The following is a 16674-nucleotide window of genomic DNA, read 5'->3' as shown; positions in this document are numbered from 1 at the left end:
ACTCCGGGCCATGCCCCTGCTGCTGCTGGACCTCGACAACACACTGATCGACCGGGACGCCGCGTTCCGCTCCGCGATGACGACGTTCCTGGCCGAACACGGGCTCCCGGCGGGCGACTTGGCCTGGATCATGGCGGTGGACGACGACGGATACCGGCCGCGACCGGACGTCGCCCGGGCCATGACCCGGCGCTACGGCGATCGAGTCCCGCTTGCCGCGATCCACGAGGTCCTCGACCGCGGTGCGGCGGACCGGGTCACGCTGGACGACACGGTCCGTGCGGCACTGCTCGAAGCGCGCGCCGCCGGCTGGACCCCGGTCATCGTCACCAACGGCCGAACGCACCAGCAGACCGTGAAGATCCGCCGCACCGGCCTGGACCTCCTGGTCGACAGCTGGGTGATCTCCGAGGCCGTGGGCCACAAGAAGCCGGCCCCCGAGATCTTCCACGCGGCGGCTGCGGGACGCTCCCTGCGGGCGGCGTGGATGGTGGGGGACTCGGCCCCGGCGGATGTCGGGGGAGCGGGGGCGCTCGGGGTACGGACGGTGTGGGTGTCCCGAGGCCGCTCCTGGGCGGAGCGGGACTTCACGCCGACGCGCGTGGCCGCTGACGCGGCGACGGCGATCGGGCTGGTGGTGGGATCGGGCCAGGGGTGAACGGGGCTTGAGGGACGTGGACTCCACTCGTCCCCAGCGTGCCCCTTGCCCCCTGTCCCGCCTTCGCCCTCTGCCCTGCCTTCGCCCTCTGTCCCGCCTACACCCTCTGCCGCCCTCAGCCCCGACGCCGAGCCCGACGCCCCGGCCGCAACGGCTCCCGGCCGGGAGCCCTGCCATCCGCTGTTCCCGTCAACTCGGCCCCATCAACCAGCGGCACGACCAACCCGCCGTCCCTACAACCGCCTCGTCCCTACAACCCACCGTCCCTACACCCCCCCCGCCCCTACAACCCACCGTCCCTGCAACCTCCCGTCCCCATCACCCCACCGTCCCCACAACCCCCCGTCCCCATCACCCCGCCGTCCCCACCAACCCCGCCACTTCCTCCGCACACCCCCACGCGACCGTCACCCCAGCCCCACCGTGCCCATAGTTGTGCACCAACACCCGCCCGCCCCGGGTCACTTCACGCTCGATCCGCACCGCGGGACGCGCCGGACGCAGTCCCACCCGGTGCCCGATCACCCGGGCCCCCGCGATCTCCGGCCGGACCGCCGCGCACCGCCGCACGATCGACTCCGCCACCGCGGGATCCGGCTCCAGGGACCACGCGTCCTCCTCCGCGGTGCCCCCGAGGAGGAGACCGCCCGGCTGGGGGAAGAAGTACGTCGTGGTGTCCGCGGCCGGGTCGGCGGACGTGTACCAGGTGTGGACCCCGGGGTTCTGCACGACCACGAGCTGACCCCGCACCGGCCGCACCGCCGCGTCCGGTACCAGGTCCCGCGCGTCGAGCCCCGTGCAGTTCACCACGACCGGCGCCTGCGCCAGCGCCTCGTCGAAGGACGTCACCGCACGCGACTCGATCTCCACCCCGCCCGCCGCCAACTCGCCCCGCAGCCACGCCAGATGCACCGGCATGTCGATCAGCGGCAGCCGCGCCGCGAGCCCCGCGTCGGTGTCGCGCAGCCCCGCCACCTCACCGGCCCACGCCCCGAGCCCGTCCAGCCGCACACCCTCGTGTACGCCCTCGACCATGCGTACGCCGGTTTCCTCAGGGTGCGCCGCCCACTTCTCGTACCGGCGCAGCGACTGCACCGACCACGCACCCACGCGCTCCACCGGATCGATCCGGTACGGCCACCACAGCGCCCCCGCAACAGCGGAGGTGGTCGCCTCGGCGGGGTCCCGCGACCACACCCGCACCCGCCGTCCCCGCCCGGCCAGAACCAGGGCGGACGCGAGCCCTATGACTCCGCCGCCGACCACGATCACGTCACTGCTCAAGTCCCTGTTCACGCGGGGACGTTAGCGGAATATGTCATGCCGTGCTCACATCACGTGCCAGGTGGGGATACTCAGGGCATGTCTGCCGAGTACGCGACCTTCGGCCTGGCACCGGCGATGCGCGCCGGTGGTGTCCTCGCCAACGGTGACTACCAAGTCCACCGGGACTTCGTGGACTTCATCGTCGACGGCCGCCCGCTGCTGTTCCAGCTCTCCGATCTCGACGCCGTCTCGCCGTTGGCCGCCGACATCCCGCCCGCCATCTTCACCGACCACGTCAGAAGCCTCTTGCTGGAGGCCGAGGCCCCGCTCGCGCACGGTCGGTACGTCATATACGGCTGCCCCGAATGCGAGGGCCTGGAGTGCGGCGCGGTCACCGCCGTCATCGAGCGGGCCGACGACGGCAGCGACGACTTCGTGTGGCGCGACTTCGCCTGGCAGACCGACGAAGAGGCCGACCTGGAGCTCAACGGGTACCACGGCATCGGCCCGTTCCGCTTCCGCGGCGCCGAGTACCGCACCGCCCTCGGCCAGTTGCTCACGGCCCCCGCCGACCCCGCCTCCCGCCGCCGCGTCCTGCTCATCGGCGCCCGCGTGGCCGTCCTCGCCAAACTCGCCGCGGCCCTGCGCACCATCGGCATCGGCGCCGAGATCACCCACGACGCGTCCGGCGTCTCCGTCGAGGAACTGCGCACCTACGGAGCCGTCGCCTTCGGCCGCGCGGTCGACGAGGGTCAACGGGCCCTGGTCAGGCGCCAGTTCGAGCAGGCGGACGCCGACCCCGCCTACGTCGACGGACTCGCGCCGATCATCCCGCTGCTCGTCGCCCAGATCGAGAGCGCCCTCGACCGCAGCCCCCAGGAGCGCCGCCGCCTCACCCGCCTGGTCGCCGCCGACGGCGAGGCGGGCCTCGAGGTCACGTCCACGTGCCGCGTCCAGCTCACCGCGTACCGCCTCGACCGCCTCTACCGCACCCACACCCACGCCGTCTTCGACGAGGTCCTCCAGCCGGGCAAGCACCGGATTCCGCTCGACAACAAGGCGACCAAAGGGGAATCCTTCCTCGTGGCACGCACCACCGGGAGTGTGCTGGTGGCGCCCATGGCGCGCTGACCCACCCGTTCACGCACCGGCCCCGGCGAGCCGCTGATCGCCGTACGACGATGAACCCTGGCACGTCTCGGAGGTGCGCCTCCATGGCGCGATGAACCCCCGGATCCGGCCCCGCGCCCGCTCCTGCCGGGACCACCCGTAGACGGCAGGGCTGCTGCGTCTGCCTCGCGGGGGCCGGCCCGCGCATCTGCCGCGTTGCGGCGCGCGGCACCACGCCGGGCCGCTCGCGTCCGGGTCCTCCCCGCCGCACAGGCCGCGCACCCCCCCCCGGCCGGGCGCCTGTCCACCCGACGCCGATTAGGATCAACGCCCTGATGACTGCCACCCTCGTAGCCAAGAACCTCGCCGCCGGTCACGGCGACCGCACGCTCTTCGCCGATCTCGACCTCGTCGTCGCGCCCGGAGACGTGATCGGCCTCGTCGGCGCCAACGGAGCCGGGAAGTCCACCCTGCTCCGACTCCTCGCGGGCCTCGCCACCCCGGAGGAGGGCGAGCTGCGCCTCTCCCCGCCGACCGCGACCGTGGGCCACCTCCCGCAGGAGCCGGACCGCCGCCCCGGCGAGACGATCCGCGACTTCCTCGCCCGCCGCACCGGCGTCGCCGAGGCCCAGCGCACCATGGACGAGGCCACGCAGGCCCTCGTCGACGGGGCCCCGGGCGCCGACGACGCGTACGCGACGAGCCTGGACCGCTGGCTGAACCTCGGCGGCGCCGACCTCGACGAGCGTGCCGAGGAGGTCGCCGAGCAGCTCGGCCTCACCGTCGGCCTCGACCAGACGATGACGTCCCTGTCCGGCGGCCAGGCCGCGCGGGCGGGCCTCGCGTCCCTGCTCCTGTCCCGCTACGACGTCTTCCTCCTGGACGAGCCCACCAACGACCTCGACCTCGACGGCCTGGAGCGCCTGGAGACGTTCGTCCGAGGGCTGCGCGCGGGCACCGTCGTCGTCAGCCACGACCGCGAGTTCCTCACCCGCACCGTCACCAAGGTCCTCGAACTCGACCTCGCCCAGCAGCAGATCAACCTCTACGGCGGCGGCTACGACGCCTACCTGGAGGAGCGCGACGTCGCCCGCAGGCACGCCCGCGACGAATACGAGGAGTACGCCGACAAGAAGTCCGCGCTCGAGGGCCGCGCCCAGATGCAGCGCTCCTGGATGGACAAGGGCGTCAAGAACGCCCGGCGCAAGGCCACCGACAACGACAAGATCGGCCGCAAGTTCCGCAGCGAGGCGAGCGAGAAGCAGGCGGCGAAGGCGCGCCAGACGCAGAAGATGATCGAGCGGCTCGACGTCGTCGAGGAGCCCCGCAAGGAGTGGGAGCTGCGCATGGAGATCGCTGCGGCCCCGCGCTCCGGCGCGGTCGTGGCTTCGCTGCGCGACGCCGAACTGCGACGCGGCGACTTCCGCTTCGGCCCGGTCACGCTCCAGATCGACTGGGCGGACCGCGTCGCGATCACCGGCGCGAACGGCTCGGGCAAGTCCACGCTGCTCGCCGCCCTGCTCGGCCGCATCCCGCTCGACTCCGGCCACGCGACACTCGGCTCGGGCGTCGTGGTCGGCGAGGTCGACCAGGCCCGCGCGCTGTTCCACGGCCCGGAGACCCTGCTCGACGCGTTCTGCGCGGCCGTCCCCGACACCGAACCGGCCGAGGTCCGCACCCTGCTCGCCAAGTTCGGCCTGAAGGCGGACCACGTGCTGCGCCCGGCGGCCACGCTCTCACCGGGCGAGCGCACCCGGGCCGCCCTCGCCCTGCTCCAGGGCAAGGGCGTCAACCTCCTGGTCCTGGACGAGCCGACGAACCACCTGGACCTGCCGGCCATCGAGCAGCTGGAGTCCGCCCTGGAGACGTACAAGGGCACGCTGCTCCTGGTCACGCACGACCGCAGAATGCTCAACGCGGTGAGCACGACAAGGCGCTTCGAAGTGAGCGCCGGGAAGGTGAACGCCGTTTAGGGGGCGCGGGGAACTGCGCGCCCGGCCACGAACCGGCGCACAGTTCCCCACGCTCACCCACCCCAGCGGCGCTACGCCAACCCGGCCTTCTTCAACGCATCGGCCATGGCGGAATTGGCCGGCGCGGCCACGGGCCGCCCCTTGCCCCCGCCACCGGAACCGCCACGCCCGCCCTGCTGCCCCTGCCGGGACGACTGCTGCCCCTGCCGGGACGACTGCCGCGGCGGCTTGCGGTCACCGCCGCGCCCGCCCCGCTCCGGGCCGGAGGCCTTGGCGTCGTCGTCCAGGCGCAGCGTCAGCGAGATCCGCTTGCGCGGCACGTCGACCTCGAGCACCTTGACCTTCACGATGTCCCCGGGCTTCACGACGTCGCGCGGGTCCTTCACGAACGTACGGGACAGCGCGGACACATGGGCGAGCCCGTCCTGGTGCACGCCGATGTCGATGAACGCCCCGAAGGCGGCGACGTTCGTCACGACACCCTCCAGGACCATCCCCGACTCCAGGTCGGAGATCTTCTCGACGCCCTCCTTGAAGGTGGCCGTCTTGAAGGCGGGCCGCGGGTCGCGCCCCGGCTTCTCGAGCTCCTTCAGGATGTCCGTCACGGTCGGCAGACCGAACGTGTCGTCCACGTAGTCGGCCGCCCTGAGCGAGCGCAGCGTCCCGGTGTCACCGATCAGCGAACCGACCGCGCCACCGGTCGACTTGGCCATCTTCCGCACCACGGGGTACGCCTCGGGGTGCACCGAGGACGCGTCCAGCGGGTCGTCGCCGCCCAGGATGCGCAGGAAGCCCGCGCACTGCTCGTACGCCTTCGGGCCGAGCCGCGCGACGTCCTTGAGGCCCTTGCGGTTGCTGAACGGGCCGTTCGTGTCGCGGTGCGCCACGATGTTCTCCGCGAGACCGGCGCCGATGCCCGACACGCGCGCGAGGAGCGGCGCGGACGCGGTGTTCACGTCCACCCCCACACCATTCACACAGTCCTCGACCACGGCGTCCAGCGAGCGCGACAGCTTCACTTCGCTCAGGTCGTGCTGGTACTGACCGACTCCGATCGACTTCGGGTCGATCTTGACCAGCTCGGCCAGCGGGTCCTGCAGCCGTCGCGCGATGGACACGGCGCCGCGCAGCGACACGTCCATGTCCGGAAGCTCCTGCGAGGCGAACGCGGAGGCCGAGTACACGGAGGCGCCCGCCTCGCTCACCATGACCTTGGTGAGCTTCAACTCCGGGTGCTTGGTGATGAGTTCACCCGCGAGCTTGTCGGTCTCGCGCGACGCCGTGCCATTGCCGATCGCGATCAGGTCGACCGCGTGCTCCTTCGAGAGCCGGGCCAGCTTCGCGAGCGCCTCGTCCCAGCGGTTGGCCGGGACGTGCGGGTGGATGACGTCGGTCGCCACGACCTTGCCCGTCGCGTCGACGACCGCGACCTTCACGCCCGTGCGGAAACCGGGGTCGAGGCCCAGCGTCGCGCGCGTGCCCGCGGGGGCGGCGAGCAGCAGGTCGCGCAGGTTCGCCGCGAACACCTTGACGGCCTCGTCCTCGGCGGCCGTACGCAGCCGCAGGCGCAGGTCGATGCCGAGGTGCACGAGGATGCGGGTGCGCCAGGCCCAACGGACCGTGTCCTGCAGCCACTTGTCGGCCGGGCGGCCCTGATTGCGGATCCCGAACCGGTCGGCGACGATCGGCTCGTACGAGGAAGGACCCTCCTCGACCGGCTCCTCCGGCTCCAGGACGAGCTCGAGCACGTCCTCCTTCTCGCCGCGCAGCATCGCCAGGATGCGGTGCGAGGGCAGCTCCTTGAAGGGCTCCGCGAAGTCGAAGTAGTCGGCGAACTTGGCGCCCGCCTCCTCCTTGCCCGACTTCACCTTCGCCGCGAGCCGCCCGCGCCCCCACATGCGCTCGCGCAACTCACCGATCAGGTCGGCGTCCTCGGAGAACCGCTCGGTGAGGATCGCGCGGGCCCCGTCGAGGGCGGCCTGCGGATCGGCCACGCCCTTGTCCGCGTCGACGAACGCCGTCGCCGCGGCCAGCGGGTCGACCGACGGATCGTCGAGCAGCCCGGTCGCCAACGGCTCGAGGCCCGCCTCGCGTGCGATCTGCGCCTTCGTGCGCCGCTTCGGCTTGAACGGGAGGTAGATGTCCTCCAGACGCGCCTTGGTGTCGGCGGCGCGGATCTGCGCCGCCAACTCCTCGGTCAGCTTGCCCTGCTCGCGTACGGAGTCCAGCACGGCGGCGCGCCGCTCCTCCAGCTCGCGCAGATACCGCAGCCGCTCCTCGAGGGTGCGCAGCTGGGCGTCGTCCAGGGACTCCGTCGCCTCCTTGCGGTAGCGGGCGATGAAGGGCACCGTCGAACCGCCGTCAAGGAGGTCGACGGCGGCCTTCACCTGCCGCTCGCGTACGCCGAGTTCTTCGGCAATCCTGCCTTCGATGGACCCAACAGTGGGTGTCGCCACGATCCCGTACCGCCTATGTCGACTGACGTTGCGCCGCAATTGTGGCAGGTGGCACCGACAACGGGGGATCAGGGCGCCGACCGGCCCGGACGCGGCAGGCCTCAGGCCGCCTTGCCGATGAGGTCCGCGGGGAACGCCCCGTTGCCGAGCGCCGTGCCGATGAACCCCGTGGCCAGCTCGGTCAGGCGGGCCACGCCGTCGTCGCCGAGGTGGTCGTAGGGTGCCCGGTCGAGCACGTCCGTACGTACTTCGAGCTCGGCCCGCAGCTGTATGCCGTCCTCGGTGAGGGTCAACTCCTCGTCCGCGGTGAGCAGTCCACGCGCGCGCAGCCGCCCGGCGGCCGCGTCGAACTCCTCCCGGCTCCAGCCGCGCGTGGCCAGCAGCCACTTCGGCGCCATGCCCTTGCCGGTCGCCACGTGGCTGACGAGCGCCTCCACCGGGTCGAGCCCCGCGGTGAGGAGCGCCGCGAGGTGGCCGTCGCCGCGGTGCTCGCGCAGCAGCGTCGCCGCGTGCCAGTACGCCATGTGCGGCGCCTCGGGCACCGCGAGGTCCGCGTGGGCCGCGTACAGGGGGCGGGCGTGCCGGGTGCACGCCTCCGTCGCCCGCAGAGCGAGCTCGGCCGCCTCGGCCATCTCCTTGGAGGCGAGTGCCTCCTCGCCGAGCAGGCGGCGCAGCGTGGTGTCGACGGCACGCGCGCGTGCCGCGAGAACCGTCTCGGGGGAGGCCACGTTCCACACCTCGGGCACGTGCCGGGCCACGAGTTCGTGGTTGAAGTTGTAGAAGGCGGCGGTCACCGTGCCCGCGCCGACGGCCCCCATGGGCGCGGCGCGCACCGCGAAGTAGGCGGCATCGCGGTCCGGCACACCCACGGCGGCGAGCTCCTTGCCCAGGTCGGGCGAGAAGTAGTGCGTCGAGTGGAACGGGTTGAGGACGTTGTGACAGCGACGGGCGGCGCGCAGGCGCGGGTCAGGGGTCATGCCCGTACGTTACCGACCGGTTGGTACGTGCGGAATCCCGGGGAGACCGCGAACACCGACCATGGCAGGAAAGGAGGGGTACTCGTCATTGCAGCCATGCCGCGACCGCCGAAGAATGAGACGCATGCCGCCGCGAACCGTCCTGGTCCTCCTCTTCGACGACGTCCAGAGCCTCGACGTCACCGGCCCCGTCGAGGTCTTCGCCGGCGCCGGTCACGTCGTGCGGCCGGGCGCCGGGTACCGCATCCGCACGGCTTCGCTGGACGGCGCCCCGGTGCGGACGTCGAGCGGCCTGACCCTCACCCCGGACCACGCCCTGGCCGACGCACCCGCCCCGCACACCGTGCTGGTCCCCGGAGGCCAGGGCACGCGCAGGCCCGACCCGCGCCTGATCGACTGGCTGCGGGAGAACGCGCCGCGCGCCCAGCGCCTCGTGTCCGTCTGCACGGGCGCGATCCTCCTCGCCCGGGCGGGCCTGCTGGACGGCCGCAGGGCCACCACGCACTGGGCGTACTGCGACAAGCTCGCCCGCGACCACCCGGCGATCGACGTCGACCCGGACCCCATCTACGTACGGGACGGAAACGTGGCGACGTCCGCCGGGGTCACCGCCGGCATCGACCTCGCCCTCGCGCTCGTCGAGGAGGACCACGGCAGGGACACGGCCCTGACCGTCGCCCGTCACCTCGTGGTCTTCCTCCGACGCCCGGGAAACCAGGCCCAGTTCAGTGCCCAGCTCTCCGCCCAGACGGCCCGCCGCGAGCCCCTGCGCGAGGTCCAGCAGTGGATCACCGAGCACCCCGACGACGACCTGTCCGTGGAGTCGCTCGCGGTCCGCGCCCGCCTCTCGCCCCGGCACTTCGCCCGCGCCTTCCAGACGGAGACGGGCCAGACACCGGGCAAGTACGTCGAACGCGTCCGCGTCGAGCACGCCCGCCGCCTCCTGGAGGACACCCACGACGGCGTCGAGGAGATCTCCCGCGCCAGTGGCTACGGCACCCCCGAGGCGATGCGGCGCGCGTTCCTCAAGACCCTCGGCACGTCCCCGGCGGAGTACCGCCGCCGGTTCCACGCGCCGCAGCCCACCCAGTGACCTACCGAAAGGGGAACACCGTGCAGATCGCCGTTGTCCTGTTCGACCGCTTCACCGCGCTCGACGCCGTCGGCCCGTACGAGACGCTCGGCCGCCTGCCCGACGCGGAGCTCGTCTTCGTCGCCGAGGAGCGCGGCCCGGTGCGCAGCGACACCGGCACCCTCGCGATCGTCGCCGACAGGACCTTCGACGAGGTGCCGCACCCGGACATCGTCGTCGTCCCCGGCGGCCCGGGGCAGACCCCGCAGATGGAGAACGAGACCCTTCTCGCCTGGCTGCGCGCGGCCGACGCGACCAGTACGTGGACGACGTCGGTCTGCACCGGATCACTGCTCCTCGCGGCCGCAGGGCTGCTGGAGGGCAGGCGCGCCACCTCGCACTGGCTGGCCCTGGACTTCCTGAAGCAGTTCGGCGCGGAGCCGACGGGGGAGCGCGTCGTCATCGAGGGCAAGTACGTCACCGCGGCCGGTGTCTCCTCCGGCATCGACATGGGCCTGACCCTGCTCGGGAAGATCGCGGGCGACGAGCACGCCCAGGCCGTGCAGCTGCTGACCGAGTACGACCCGCAGCCGCCCTACGACGCGGGCTCGCCGCAGAAGGCCCCCGCGCACCTCGTCGAGGAGTTCCGCTCCAAGAGCCGGTTCATCCTGACGTAGGCGGCACGGTCCACGTGAAGCGCGGCGCCCGGCGCTCCAGGAACGCGGCGACACCCTCCGCGGTGTCGCCGCTGCCGCGCGCCTGCTCGGCCCAGTACGCGTCCCGGTCCGTGCGCCCCGCGGCGAACTCCTTGGCCGCGGCCTGCGTCAGCTGCGAGCGGGACGCCAGGATGCGGGTGAACCCGGCCACCCGCTCGTCCAGTTCGGCCGCGTCCATGACCTCGTCCACGAGCCCGGTCCGCAGCGCACGCTCCGTGTCGATCAACTCGCCCGAGAACAACAGGTACTTGGCGGTCGCCGGACCCACCAGCGAGGCGAGACGCCGGGTCGACGACGCGGGATAGACGATCCCGAGCTTGGCCGGGGTCACCCCGAACCGCGCGCCCCGTGCGGCGAACCGCAGATCGCACGCCGCCGCCAGCTGGCTGCCGCCGCCCACGCAGAACCCGCGGACGACGGCCAGGGTCGGCTTGGGGAAGGCGGCGAGCGCGTCCTCCGCGGCGACGGCCAGCTCCTGTGCGGCCCCCGCGCCCGTGCCGAGCGTGGAGATGTCCGCCCCGGCGCAGAAGGTGTCCCCGGCCCCGGTCAGCACCAGCACCCGCACCGCCGGATCCGCCGCGAGCCGGTCGAGCAGCGGCGGCAGCGCCGCCCACATGGCGTCCGTCATGGCATTGCGCTTGGCCGGGTGGTCGATGACGACGGTGGCGACCCCGTCGTGGACGGCGTGCGTGAGCCGCTGCACGGACGGGGAGCCGGAGGGGGCCGAGGGCGCCTGGGAAGGGGAAGCCATGCGCCGGATGCTATCCGCCACGGTCGAACGTACGATCAAGAAGGGGGTGCCGACAGGAGGCGCCGATGGCCGCAGAAGCAGCAGACGACGCGGGCCCGCTGACCGGAAAGGTCACGACCGCCGACGAGCGCGGTCCCGCGCACGAGCGCAGAAAGCTGAGCCGCGGGTTCGGCTGGCTCGCCGCCCTCGGCGGCCTGCTGGTCCTCGCGGGCGTGATCGGGCTGTTCTACACGGCCTTCGCGACCCTGACCTCGATGTTGCTGTTCGGCTGGCTGCTGCTGATCGGCGGTCTCGTCGGACTGCTGCACGCGATCCAGTCGCGCGGCAGCAACTTCTTCTGGCTCGGCGTCGTCGTCGCCGCGCTCAACCTCGCGGCCGGCATCGTCGTCATCCGCCGCCCCGAGGGCACTGCCGAGGCGCTGACGATGTTCGCCGCGCTGCTCTTCCTGACCGGTGGCGTCTTCCGCCTGGTCGGCGGACTCGTCGTCCGCGGGCCGCAGTTCGGCTGGACCCTGGTGCAGGGCGCCTTCGGCATCCTGCTCGGCGTCCTGGTCCTCGGCAACTGGCCACAGAGCAGCCGCTACGTCCTCGGCTGCTTCTTCTCCCTCGCCCTGCTCTTCGACGGGCTCGGGCTGCTGGCGACCGGTCTCGGCGGCCGCCGCATCGTGAACCTCGTACAACAAGCTGAAGAGCCCCCCAACACGGAACAAGTGGGGCAAGACCAGTCGCACACCTGACGGTGTCGTATGCCAACGATCAAATTGCGTCGATAGTCGCTGACTTCTGGTCAGTCATCCGGTCCGGACCAGCGCGTTATCAACACTCGAAGGGTGGTGACAATCGAGCGCAAGGGCGGCGACCGGACGATGAGCGACGACGGGTCGGCGACTCGCCCACGTCCTCTGGACAGTGGGGGAGCGCCCCTTGAGCGGACCACGGACGGTCCGCTGCCCTACGAGGGGGTCTGGCGGTTCACGGCCCAGGCGGTCGACGCGTCCGTGCCCCAGGCCCGGCGCGCGGTACGTGAACTGCTCGCCCGGCAGGGGGTGCCCGCCCCCGACGACCTGGTCCACGGGCTGCTCGTGATCGTCTCCGAGCTCGTCACCAACGCGGTGAAGCACGCCGCCCTGCTCTCGCCGATGCTCGCCGTCGAGGTCGCGGTCGGCGCGGAGTGGGTGCGGGTGTCCGTCGAGGACGAACACCCCTACCGCCCCACGGCACTTGAGGCCACCAGCGGCCAGACCGGCGGGCGCGGTCTGCTGCTCGTCCGGGAGATCACCGCCGAGGCGGGCGGCGTCTGCGACGTCGAGCACACGGCGAGCGGGGGCAAGGTGATCTGGGCCGCCCTGCCCCTGAAGCCACCGTCGACGCTGTGACGCCTACCAGCCCGCGGACGGGCCCGTCAGCTCCCTGACCGCGGGGCGCGCCGCGTCGAGCACCGTCATGAACCACGCCGAGAACGGGTCCTTGGCGTGCCGCTCGGCGAGCTCGGCGGCCGTCACGAACGCGGTCGCGCCGACCTCCTCGGGGTCCGGATTCAGCGGTGCCTGCACGAGCCCCACGAACAGGTGGTTGAACTCCTGTTCCACCAGGCCCGAGTCCGGGTCCGGGTGGTTGTAGCGCACGGTGCCGGCCTCCGCCATCAGCGACGGCGAGACGCCCAGCTCCTCGAAGGTGCGCCGGGCGGCCGCCGCGAACGGGGCCTCCGCCGGGTACGGGTGCCCGCAGCAGGTGTTCGACCACACGCCGGGCGAGTGGTACTTGCCGAGCGCCCGCTGCTGCAGCAGCAGCCGCCCCTGCTCGTCGAAGAGGAACACGGAGAAGGCTCTGTGCAACTGGCCGGGCGGCTGATGTGCGGCGAGCTTCTCCGCTGTGCCGATCGTCCTGCCGTCCTCGTCCACGAGTTCCAGCAAGATCGCTTCTCCGGTGCCGTTCGACGAGCTGTTCGCCGCGGTGGCAGGTGTGATCGGCATACCCATCCTTCGCTTCGGTCCTCGGGCCCCAAGTCTGCCGTACGGGACCGACAGTCCCCGCGCCAGCCGCCCCGCATGTCCCGCCCGGTCGGGGAACCGGGCGGGACCACCGTAGGCGGGACTCAGACGCCGAAGGCCGCCGGGTAGGCGATCGTGCCCTTCGGCAGCGGCCCGGACGCGGCACCGCCGCCCAGGTCGAGCGCCATCATCGCCTCGTCCGGAACCTCGAACGGCGCCTTGATGCCGTACGCCGAAGCAGGCGTGAAGCCGAACCGCGGGTAGTACTCGGGGTGTCCGAGCACCAGCGCGAGTCGCTCCCCACGCGCGCGGGCCGCCTCCAGCACCGCGCGTACGACGGCCGAACCGGCGCCGGTGCGCTGGTACTCCGGAAGTACGGCCACGGGTGCGAGCGCGGCGGCGGGCGCGCCGTCCACCGTGCAGCGCGTGATCAGCGCGTGCGCGGCGACCGTGCCGTCCGGTGCCTCGGCGACACAGGACAGGCCCTCGAGCCAGGCGCCCTCGTCGGCGCGCAGGGCGTCCACGAGGCCGGCCTCGTCGGGGGTCGGGAACGCGGCCGCGTTGACGGCGTGCACCGCCGCGCGGTCGCCGTCCGTCTCCGGCCGGGTCACCCAGCCGTCCGCGGGCCGCAGCGCATAGCCCGTGTACCCGTACTCGCCGCCGTGCTCGCGCCGCATGGCCAGCTCCGCGCGCGTGCCTGCCAGCGCCTCGGCCATCCCGGGGCGCCCGGGGTCGGCCGCCTCGGCGCGCTCGGCGAGCGGCCCGTAGTACTCGTCCCAGTCGGACTCGGGCTGCCGGTGCACGCCGAGCACGGAGTACCCGGCGGCCGTGCACGCCCGCAGGTTCTCCTCGGTGGTGCGCAGCTTGTAGTGCTCCTCCCAGAAGGCGCGGGCCTCGGGGGAGGGGGAGCCGGTCGTCCACTCGCACTCGGTGAGGACGAGCGTCCCGCCCGGTGCCAACAGTCGCTTCCAGCGCGCGAGCGCGGTGTCGAAGCCGATGCTGTACGCCGAGCTCTCGGCCCAGATCAGGTCGAACGAACCGTCCTGATGGGGGAGTTCGCCCATGTCCGCGTTGACGGCGTGCACGCGGTCGGTGAGTCCGCGCTCGCGCGCGGCCGCCCGCAGTTCGTCGAGGAACGGCTCGTGCAGATCCACGGCGGTCACCTCACCGCCGGTCTCGGCGGCGAGCAGCAGCGCGGACCGGCCGGGACCGCAGCCCAGGTCGAGGATGCGCGGCCGGGCGGGCAGCGCGCCCGCGAAGGAGAGCAGACGCCGCGTCGTGGCGTCGGAGCCTGGACCCTGCCGGGGAAGTCCGTGGTGCAGGGAGAAGAAGGAATCGCGTACGACGTTGTTGTCGTCGGTCAACGTAGTAACCCTTGAGTGAAGGGGCCTCGCTCAGGCGACGGCCCGGGAGATGGGGATGCACTTGTCGCTGCACACGGCAGCGCTCACCGCGACGACAGTCATCAACCCACCTCCTCAAAGATCCATGGCCACGTTAACACGGACCGTGATCAGTGGCAGAGCTTTTCCTCGTGCTCCGCGTGACCGCTGGGCTCCAGCTGGAACGTGCAGTGCGCGACGTCGAAGTGGTCCCCGAGGCAGCCCTGCAGCTCGTGCAGCATCTTCTCGTGGCCGATCCCGCTCAGTACGTCCGCGCTGACGACCACGTGCGCGGAGAGGACCGGCATTCCCGAAGTGATGGTCCAGGCGTGCAGGTCGTGGACGTCCTCGACGCCCGGCAGCGCCAGTATGTGGGCCCTGACCTGCGCCATGTCGACGCCCTTGGGCGCCGCCTCAAGGAGGACGTTCAGGGTCTCGCGCAGCAGCTTCACCGTACGCGGGACGATCATGAGGCCGATCACGATCGAGGCGATCGGGTCGGCGGCCTGCCAGCCGGTCGTCAGGATGAGCACGGCCGAGACGATCACCGCGATCGAGCCGAGGGCGTCGGCCGCCACCTCCAGGAAGGCGCCGCGCACGTTCAGGCTCTCCTGCTGGCCCTTGACCAGCAGGGACAGCGAGATCATGTTCGCCACCAGGCCGATGACTCCGTAGACGATGGTCAGACCACCCGCGGTGTCGGCCGGCTCCATGAAGCGCTGGATCGCCTCGTACAGGACGTAGCCGCCGACGCCCAGCAGGAGCAGGCAGTTGGCGAGCGCGGCGAGGATCTCGGCCCGCGCGTAGCCGAAGGTGCGCTGCTCGCTGGCCGGGCGGTTGGCGAAGTGGATCGCGAGCAGGGCCATCGCGAGGCCGAGCGCGTCCGTGGCCATGTGGGTCGCGTCCGCGATCAGCGCGAGCGAGTCGGCCGCGATGCCGCCCACGATCTCCACGACCATCACGGTCAGCGTGATCGACAGGGCGATGCGCAGCCGGCCCTTGTGGGCGGCGGCGGCCGTCCCGGTCGTCGGCCCGTGGCTGTGCCCGTGGTCGTGTCCGGCCCCCATGGAAACCGCCCTCCGTATCGGTTCGCCCGCACCGCCCCGCACCGGGACGGCGATCACAGTGAACTACGGGGAGGGGGTATCTGCAAACACTGCACTGAACACCGTTGTCATGTGCCCTGACCTGCGGAAACGGCATGCCTGGGATACATGGGCATGTCCGCAGGTCAGGGCGTTGACAAGATCGGCCGCCGCGCTACTTGCCGGCCGCTTCCGGGTGGCGCAGGCACCAGCCGGCCCAGGCCGACTCGACCATCTCGCGCACTCCGCGCGAGGCCGTCCAGCCCAGCTCCTTCCCGGCCAGCGCCGAGGAGCCGACCGCGCGCGGCGAGTCACCGGCACGCCGCGGCTCCACCAGCGCGGAAATGCCGCTCCCGGAGACATCGGCGATGACGTCGATCAACTCGCGCACGGAGACGCCCTGCCCGGTGCCGATGTTGAGCGTCAGATCGCCGCCCGCGTCGGGGCGCGAAAGCCGCCGGGCCGCCGCCAGGTGCGCCTCGGCGAGGTCCGCGACGTGGATGTAGTCGCGCACGCAGGTGCCGTCCGGCGTCGGATAGTCGTCGCCGAAGATGCGCGGGGCCTCGCCGCGCGTGAGGCGGTCGAAGACCATCGGGATGACGTTGAAGACGCCGATGTCCGCGAGCTGCGGCTCGGCGGCGCCCGCCACGTTGAAGTAGCGCAGGCACACCGTCGCCATCCCGTGCGCCCGGCCGGCCGCCCGCACCAGCCACTCGCCCGCGAGCTTCGTCTCGCCGTACGGGTTCACGGGCGCGCACGGCGTCGTCTCGGTGATGAGCTCGGCCGCCGGGATGTCGGGATTCCCGTAGACCGCGGCGGACGACGAGAACACGAAGCGGCGCACGCCCGCCGCCGCGACCGTCTCCAGGAGCGTGGCGAGCCCGCCGACGTTCTCCCGGTAGTACATCTCGGGCTGCTCGACCGACTCGCCGACCTGCTTGTGCGCGGCGAGATGCACGACGCCGGTCACCTCGTGCTCGGCGCAGACCCGGGCCACGAGCCCGGCGTCCAGGGCCGAGCCGCGCACCAGGGGAATGTCCGCGGGCAGCCGGTCGGGCACCCCCGACGTCACGTTGTCGAGGACGACGACGCGCTCCCCGGCACCCGCCATCGCCCGTGCCACGTGTGCCCCGATGTATCCGGCCCCGCCGGTGATCATCCATGTCATGGCGCACCACCCTAAGCCGGGCACCGTAAGCCCCTGGTTTGTGGCCCGAGGCCTTGATCGACAATGATG

General features: G+C 72.2%; 15 protein-coding genes. 7 read left to right on the top strand and 8 right to left on the bottom strand.

Going from position 1 to position 16674, the window contains the following annotated elements; all coding sequences use genetic code 11:
• Positions 1-10 precede the first annotated feature (10 nt).
• Positions 11-658: an HAD family hydrolase gene (locus tag ACIBUY_RS01025; protein ID WP_399151308.1), complete on the top strand. Its 648-nt coding sequence runs from the start codon at positions 11-13 to the stop codon at positions 656-658.
• A 351-nt stretch (positions 659-1009) separates the two neighbouring features.
• Here the strand turns inward: ACIBUY_RS01025 and ACIBUY_RS01020 are convergent, their stop codons facing one another.
• Complete coding sequence (locus ACIBUY_RS01020) at positions 1010-1954, bottom strand: FAD-dependent oxidoreductase (protein ID WP_365562122.1); 945 nt, start codon at positions 1952-1954, stop codon at positions 1010-1012.
• Between the two features lie 66 nt (positions 1955-2020).
• On the opposite strand from ACIBUY_RS01020, the gene ACIBUY_RS01015 reads away from it, so the two are divergent.
• Together ACIBUY_RS01015 and abc-f are read left to right on the top strand one after the other, a co-directional pair.
• The gene (locus tag ACIBUY_RS01015) at positions 2021-3055 is read left to right on the top strand and encodes an oxidoreductase (RefSeq protein WP_365562125.1); all 1035 of its coding nucleotides are present in this window, start codon (positions 2021-2023) and stop codon (positions 3053-3055) included.
• Between the two features lie 314 nt (positions 3056-3369).
• Positions 3370-5007, top strand: a complete 1638-nt coding sequence (gene abc-f, locus ACIBUY_RS01010) for a ribosomal protection-like ABC-F family protein (protein ID WP_365562128.1) — start codon at positions 3370-3372, stop codon at positions 5005-5007.
• Positions 5008-5078: 71 nt separating this feature from the next.
• Here the strand turns inward: abc-f and ACIBUY_RS01005 are convergent, their stop codons facing one another.
• Together ACIBUY_RS01005 and ACIBUY_RS01000 are read right to left on the bottom strand one after the other, a co-directional pair.
• Complete coding sequence (locus ACIBUY_RS01005; protein WP_399151307.1) at positions 5079-7463, bottom strand: Tex family protein; 2385 nt, start codon at positions 7461-7463, stop codon at positions 5079-5081.
• A gap of 101 nt (positions 7464-7564) precedes the next feature.
• On the bottom strand, positions 7565-8440 hold the full coding sequence (locus ACIBUY_RS01000; protein ID WP_365562134.1) for a hypothetical protein: 876 nt from the start codon (positions 8438-8440) through the stop codon (positions 7565-7567).
• A gap of 124 nt (positions 8441-8564) precedes the next feature.
• Here ACIBUY_RS01000 and ACIBUY_RS00995 point away from each other — a divergent pair, with 124 nt between their 5' ends.
• Both ACIBUY_RS00995 and ACIBUY_RS00990 read left to right on the top strand, forming a co-directional pair.
• Complete coding sequence (locus ACIBUY_RS00995; RefSeq protein WP_365562137.1) at positions 8565-9533, top strand: GlxA family transcriptional regulator; 969 nt, start codon at positions 8565-8567, stop codon at positions 9531-9533.
• A gap of 20 nt (positions 9534-9553) precedes the next feature.
• The gene (locus ACIBUY_RS00990; protein ID WP_365562140.1) at positions 9554-10189 is read left to right on the top strand and encodes a DJ-1/PfpI family protein; all 636 of its coding nucleotides are present in this window, start codon (positions 9554-9556) and stop codon (positions 10187-10189) included.
• Here the strand turns inward: ACIBUY_RS00990 and ACIBUY_RS00985 are convergent.
• The gene (locus ACIBUY_RS00985; protein WP_399151306.1) at positions 10176-10979 is read right to left on the bottom strand and encodes an enoyl-CoA hydratase/isomerase family protein; all 804 of its coding nucleotides are present in this window, start codon (positions 10977-10979) and stop codon (positions 10176-10178) included. The genes ACIBUY_RS00990 and ACIBUY_RS00985 overlap by 14 nt on opposite strands.
• 65 nt (positions 10980-11044) lie before the next feature.
• Between ACIBUY_RS00985 and ACIBUY_RS00980 the strand changes: the two genes are divergently transcribed.
• Positions 11045-11716, top strand: a complete 672-nt coding sequence (locus tag ACIBUY_RS00980) for a DUF308 domain-containing protein (RefSeq protein WP_365562145.1) — start codon at positions 11045-11047, stop codon at positions 11714-11716.
• A gap of 93 nt (positions 11717-11809) precedes the next feature.
• Complete coding sequence (locus tag ACIBUY_RS00975; RefSeq protein ID WP_399151305.1) at positions 11810-12355, top strand: ATP-binding protein; 546 nt, start codon at positions 11810-11812, stop codon at positions 12353-12355.
• Between the two features lie 3 nt (positions 12356-12358).
• On the opposite strand, the gene idi is transcribed toward ACIBUY_RS00975, so the two are convergent.
• From idi to galE, 4 genes are all read right to left on the bottom strand, one after another.
• Complete coding sequence (gene idi, locus ACIBUY_RS00970) at positions 12359-12952, bottom strand: isopentenyl-diphosphate Delta-isomerase (RefSeq protein ID WP_365562147.1); 594 nt, start codon at positions 12950-12952, stop codon at positions 12359-12361.
• A gap of 122 nt (positions 12953-13074) precedes the next feature.
• Positions 13075-14334: a GNAT family N-acetyltransferase gene (locus ACIBUY_RS00965; protein ID WP_399151304.1), complete on the bottom strand. Its 1260-nt coding sequence runs from the start codon at positions 14332-14334 to the stop codon at positions 13075-13077.
• 149 nt (positions 14335-14483) lie between these two features.
• A complete protein-coding gene (locus ACIBUY_RS00960) occupies positions 14484-15419 on the bottom strand; it encodes a cation diffusion facilitator family transporter (protein ID WP_365562153.1) in 936 nt (311 codons plus the stop codon).
• A 193-nt stretch (positions 15420-15612) separates the two neighbouring features.
• Positions 15613-16605, bottom strand: a complete 993-nt coding sequence (galE, locus tag ACIBUY_RS00955) for a UDP-glucose 4-epimerase GalE (RefSeq protein ID WP_365562155.1) — start codon at positions 16603-16605, stop codon at positions 15613-15615.
• Between the last annotated feature and the right edge of the window lie 69 nt (positions 16606-16674).

It is taken from the genome of Streptomyces sp. NPDC050085, assembly GCF_044460595.1.
In the GTDB taxonomy this organism is placed as follows: domain Bacteria; phylum Actinomycetota; class Actinomycetes; order Streptomycetales; family Streptomycetaceae; genus Streptomyces.
This window is presented reverse-complemented; position numbering and strand designations above follow the sequence as displayed.

What these genes read in the sequence shown, in the direction of transcription:
- ACIBUY_RS01025 (WP_399151308.1), top strand. Translation starts at nt 11, where the DNA reads ATGCCCCTGCTGCTGCTGGACCTCGACAACACACTGATCGACCGGGAC.
- ACIBUY_RS01015 (WP_365562125.1), top strand. Translation starts at nt 2,021, where the DNA reads ATGTCTGCCGAGTACGCGACCTTCGGCCTGGCACCGGCGATGCGCGCC.
- abc-f (WP_365562128.1), top strand. Translation starts at nt 3,370, where the DNA reads ATGACTGCCACCCTCGTAGCCAAGAACCTCGCCGCCGGTCACGGCGAC.
- ACIBUY_RS01000 (WP_365562134.1), bottom strand. Translation starts at nt 8,440, where the DNA reads ATGACCCCTGACCCGCGCCTGCGCGCCGCCCGTCGCTGTCACAACGTC.
- ACIBUY_RS00995 (WP_365562137.1), top strand. Translation starts at nt 8,565, where the DNA reads ATGCCGCCGCGAACCGTCCTGGTCCTCCTCTTCGACGACGTCCAGAGC.
- ACIBUY_RS00985 (WP_399151306.1), bottom strand. Translation starts at nt 10,979, where the DNA reads ATGGCTTCCCCTTCCCAGGCGCCCTCGGCCCCCTCCGGCTCCCCGTCC.
- ACIBUY_RS00980 (WP_365562145.1), top strand. Translation starts at nt 11,045, where the DNA reads ATGGCCGCAGAAGCAGCAGACGACGCGGGCCCGCTGACCGGAAAGGTC.
- idi (WP_365562147.1), bottom strand. Translation starts at nt 12,952, where the DNA reads ATGCCGATCACACCTGCCACCGCGGCGAACAGCTCGTCGAACGGCACC.
- ACIBUY_RS00960 (WP_365562153.1), bottom strand. Translation starts at nt 15,419, where the DNA reads ATGGGGGCCGGACACGACCACGGGCACAGCCACGGGCCGACGACCGGG.
- galE (WP_365562155.1), bottom strand. Translation starts at nt 16,605, where the DNA reads ATGACATGGATGATCACCGGCGGGGCCGGATACATCGGGGCACACGTG.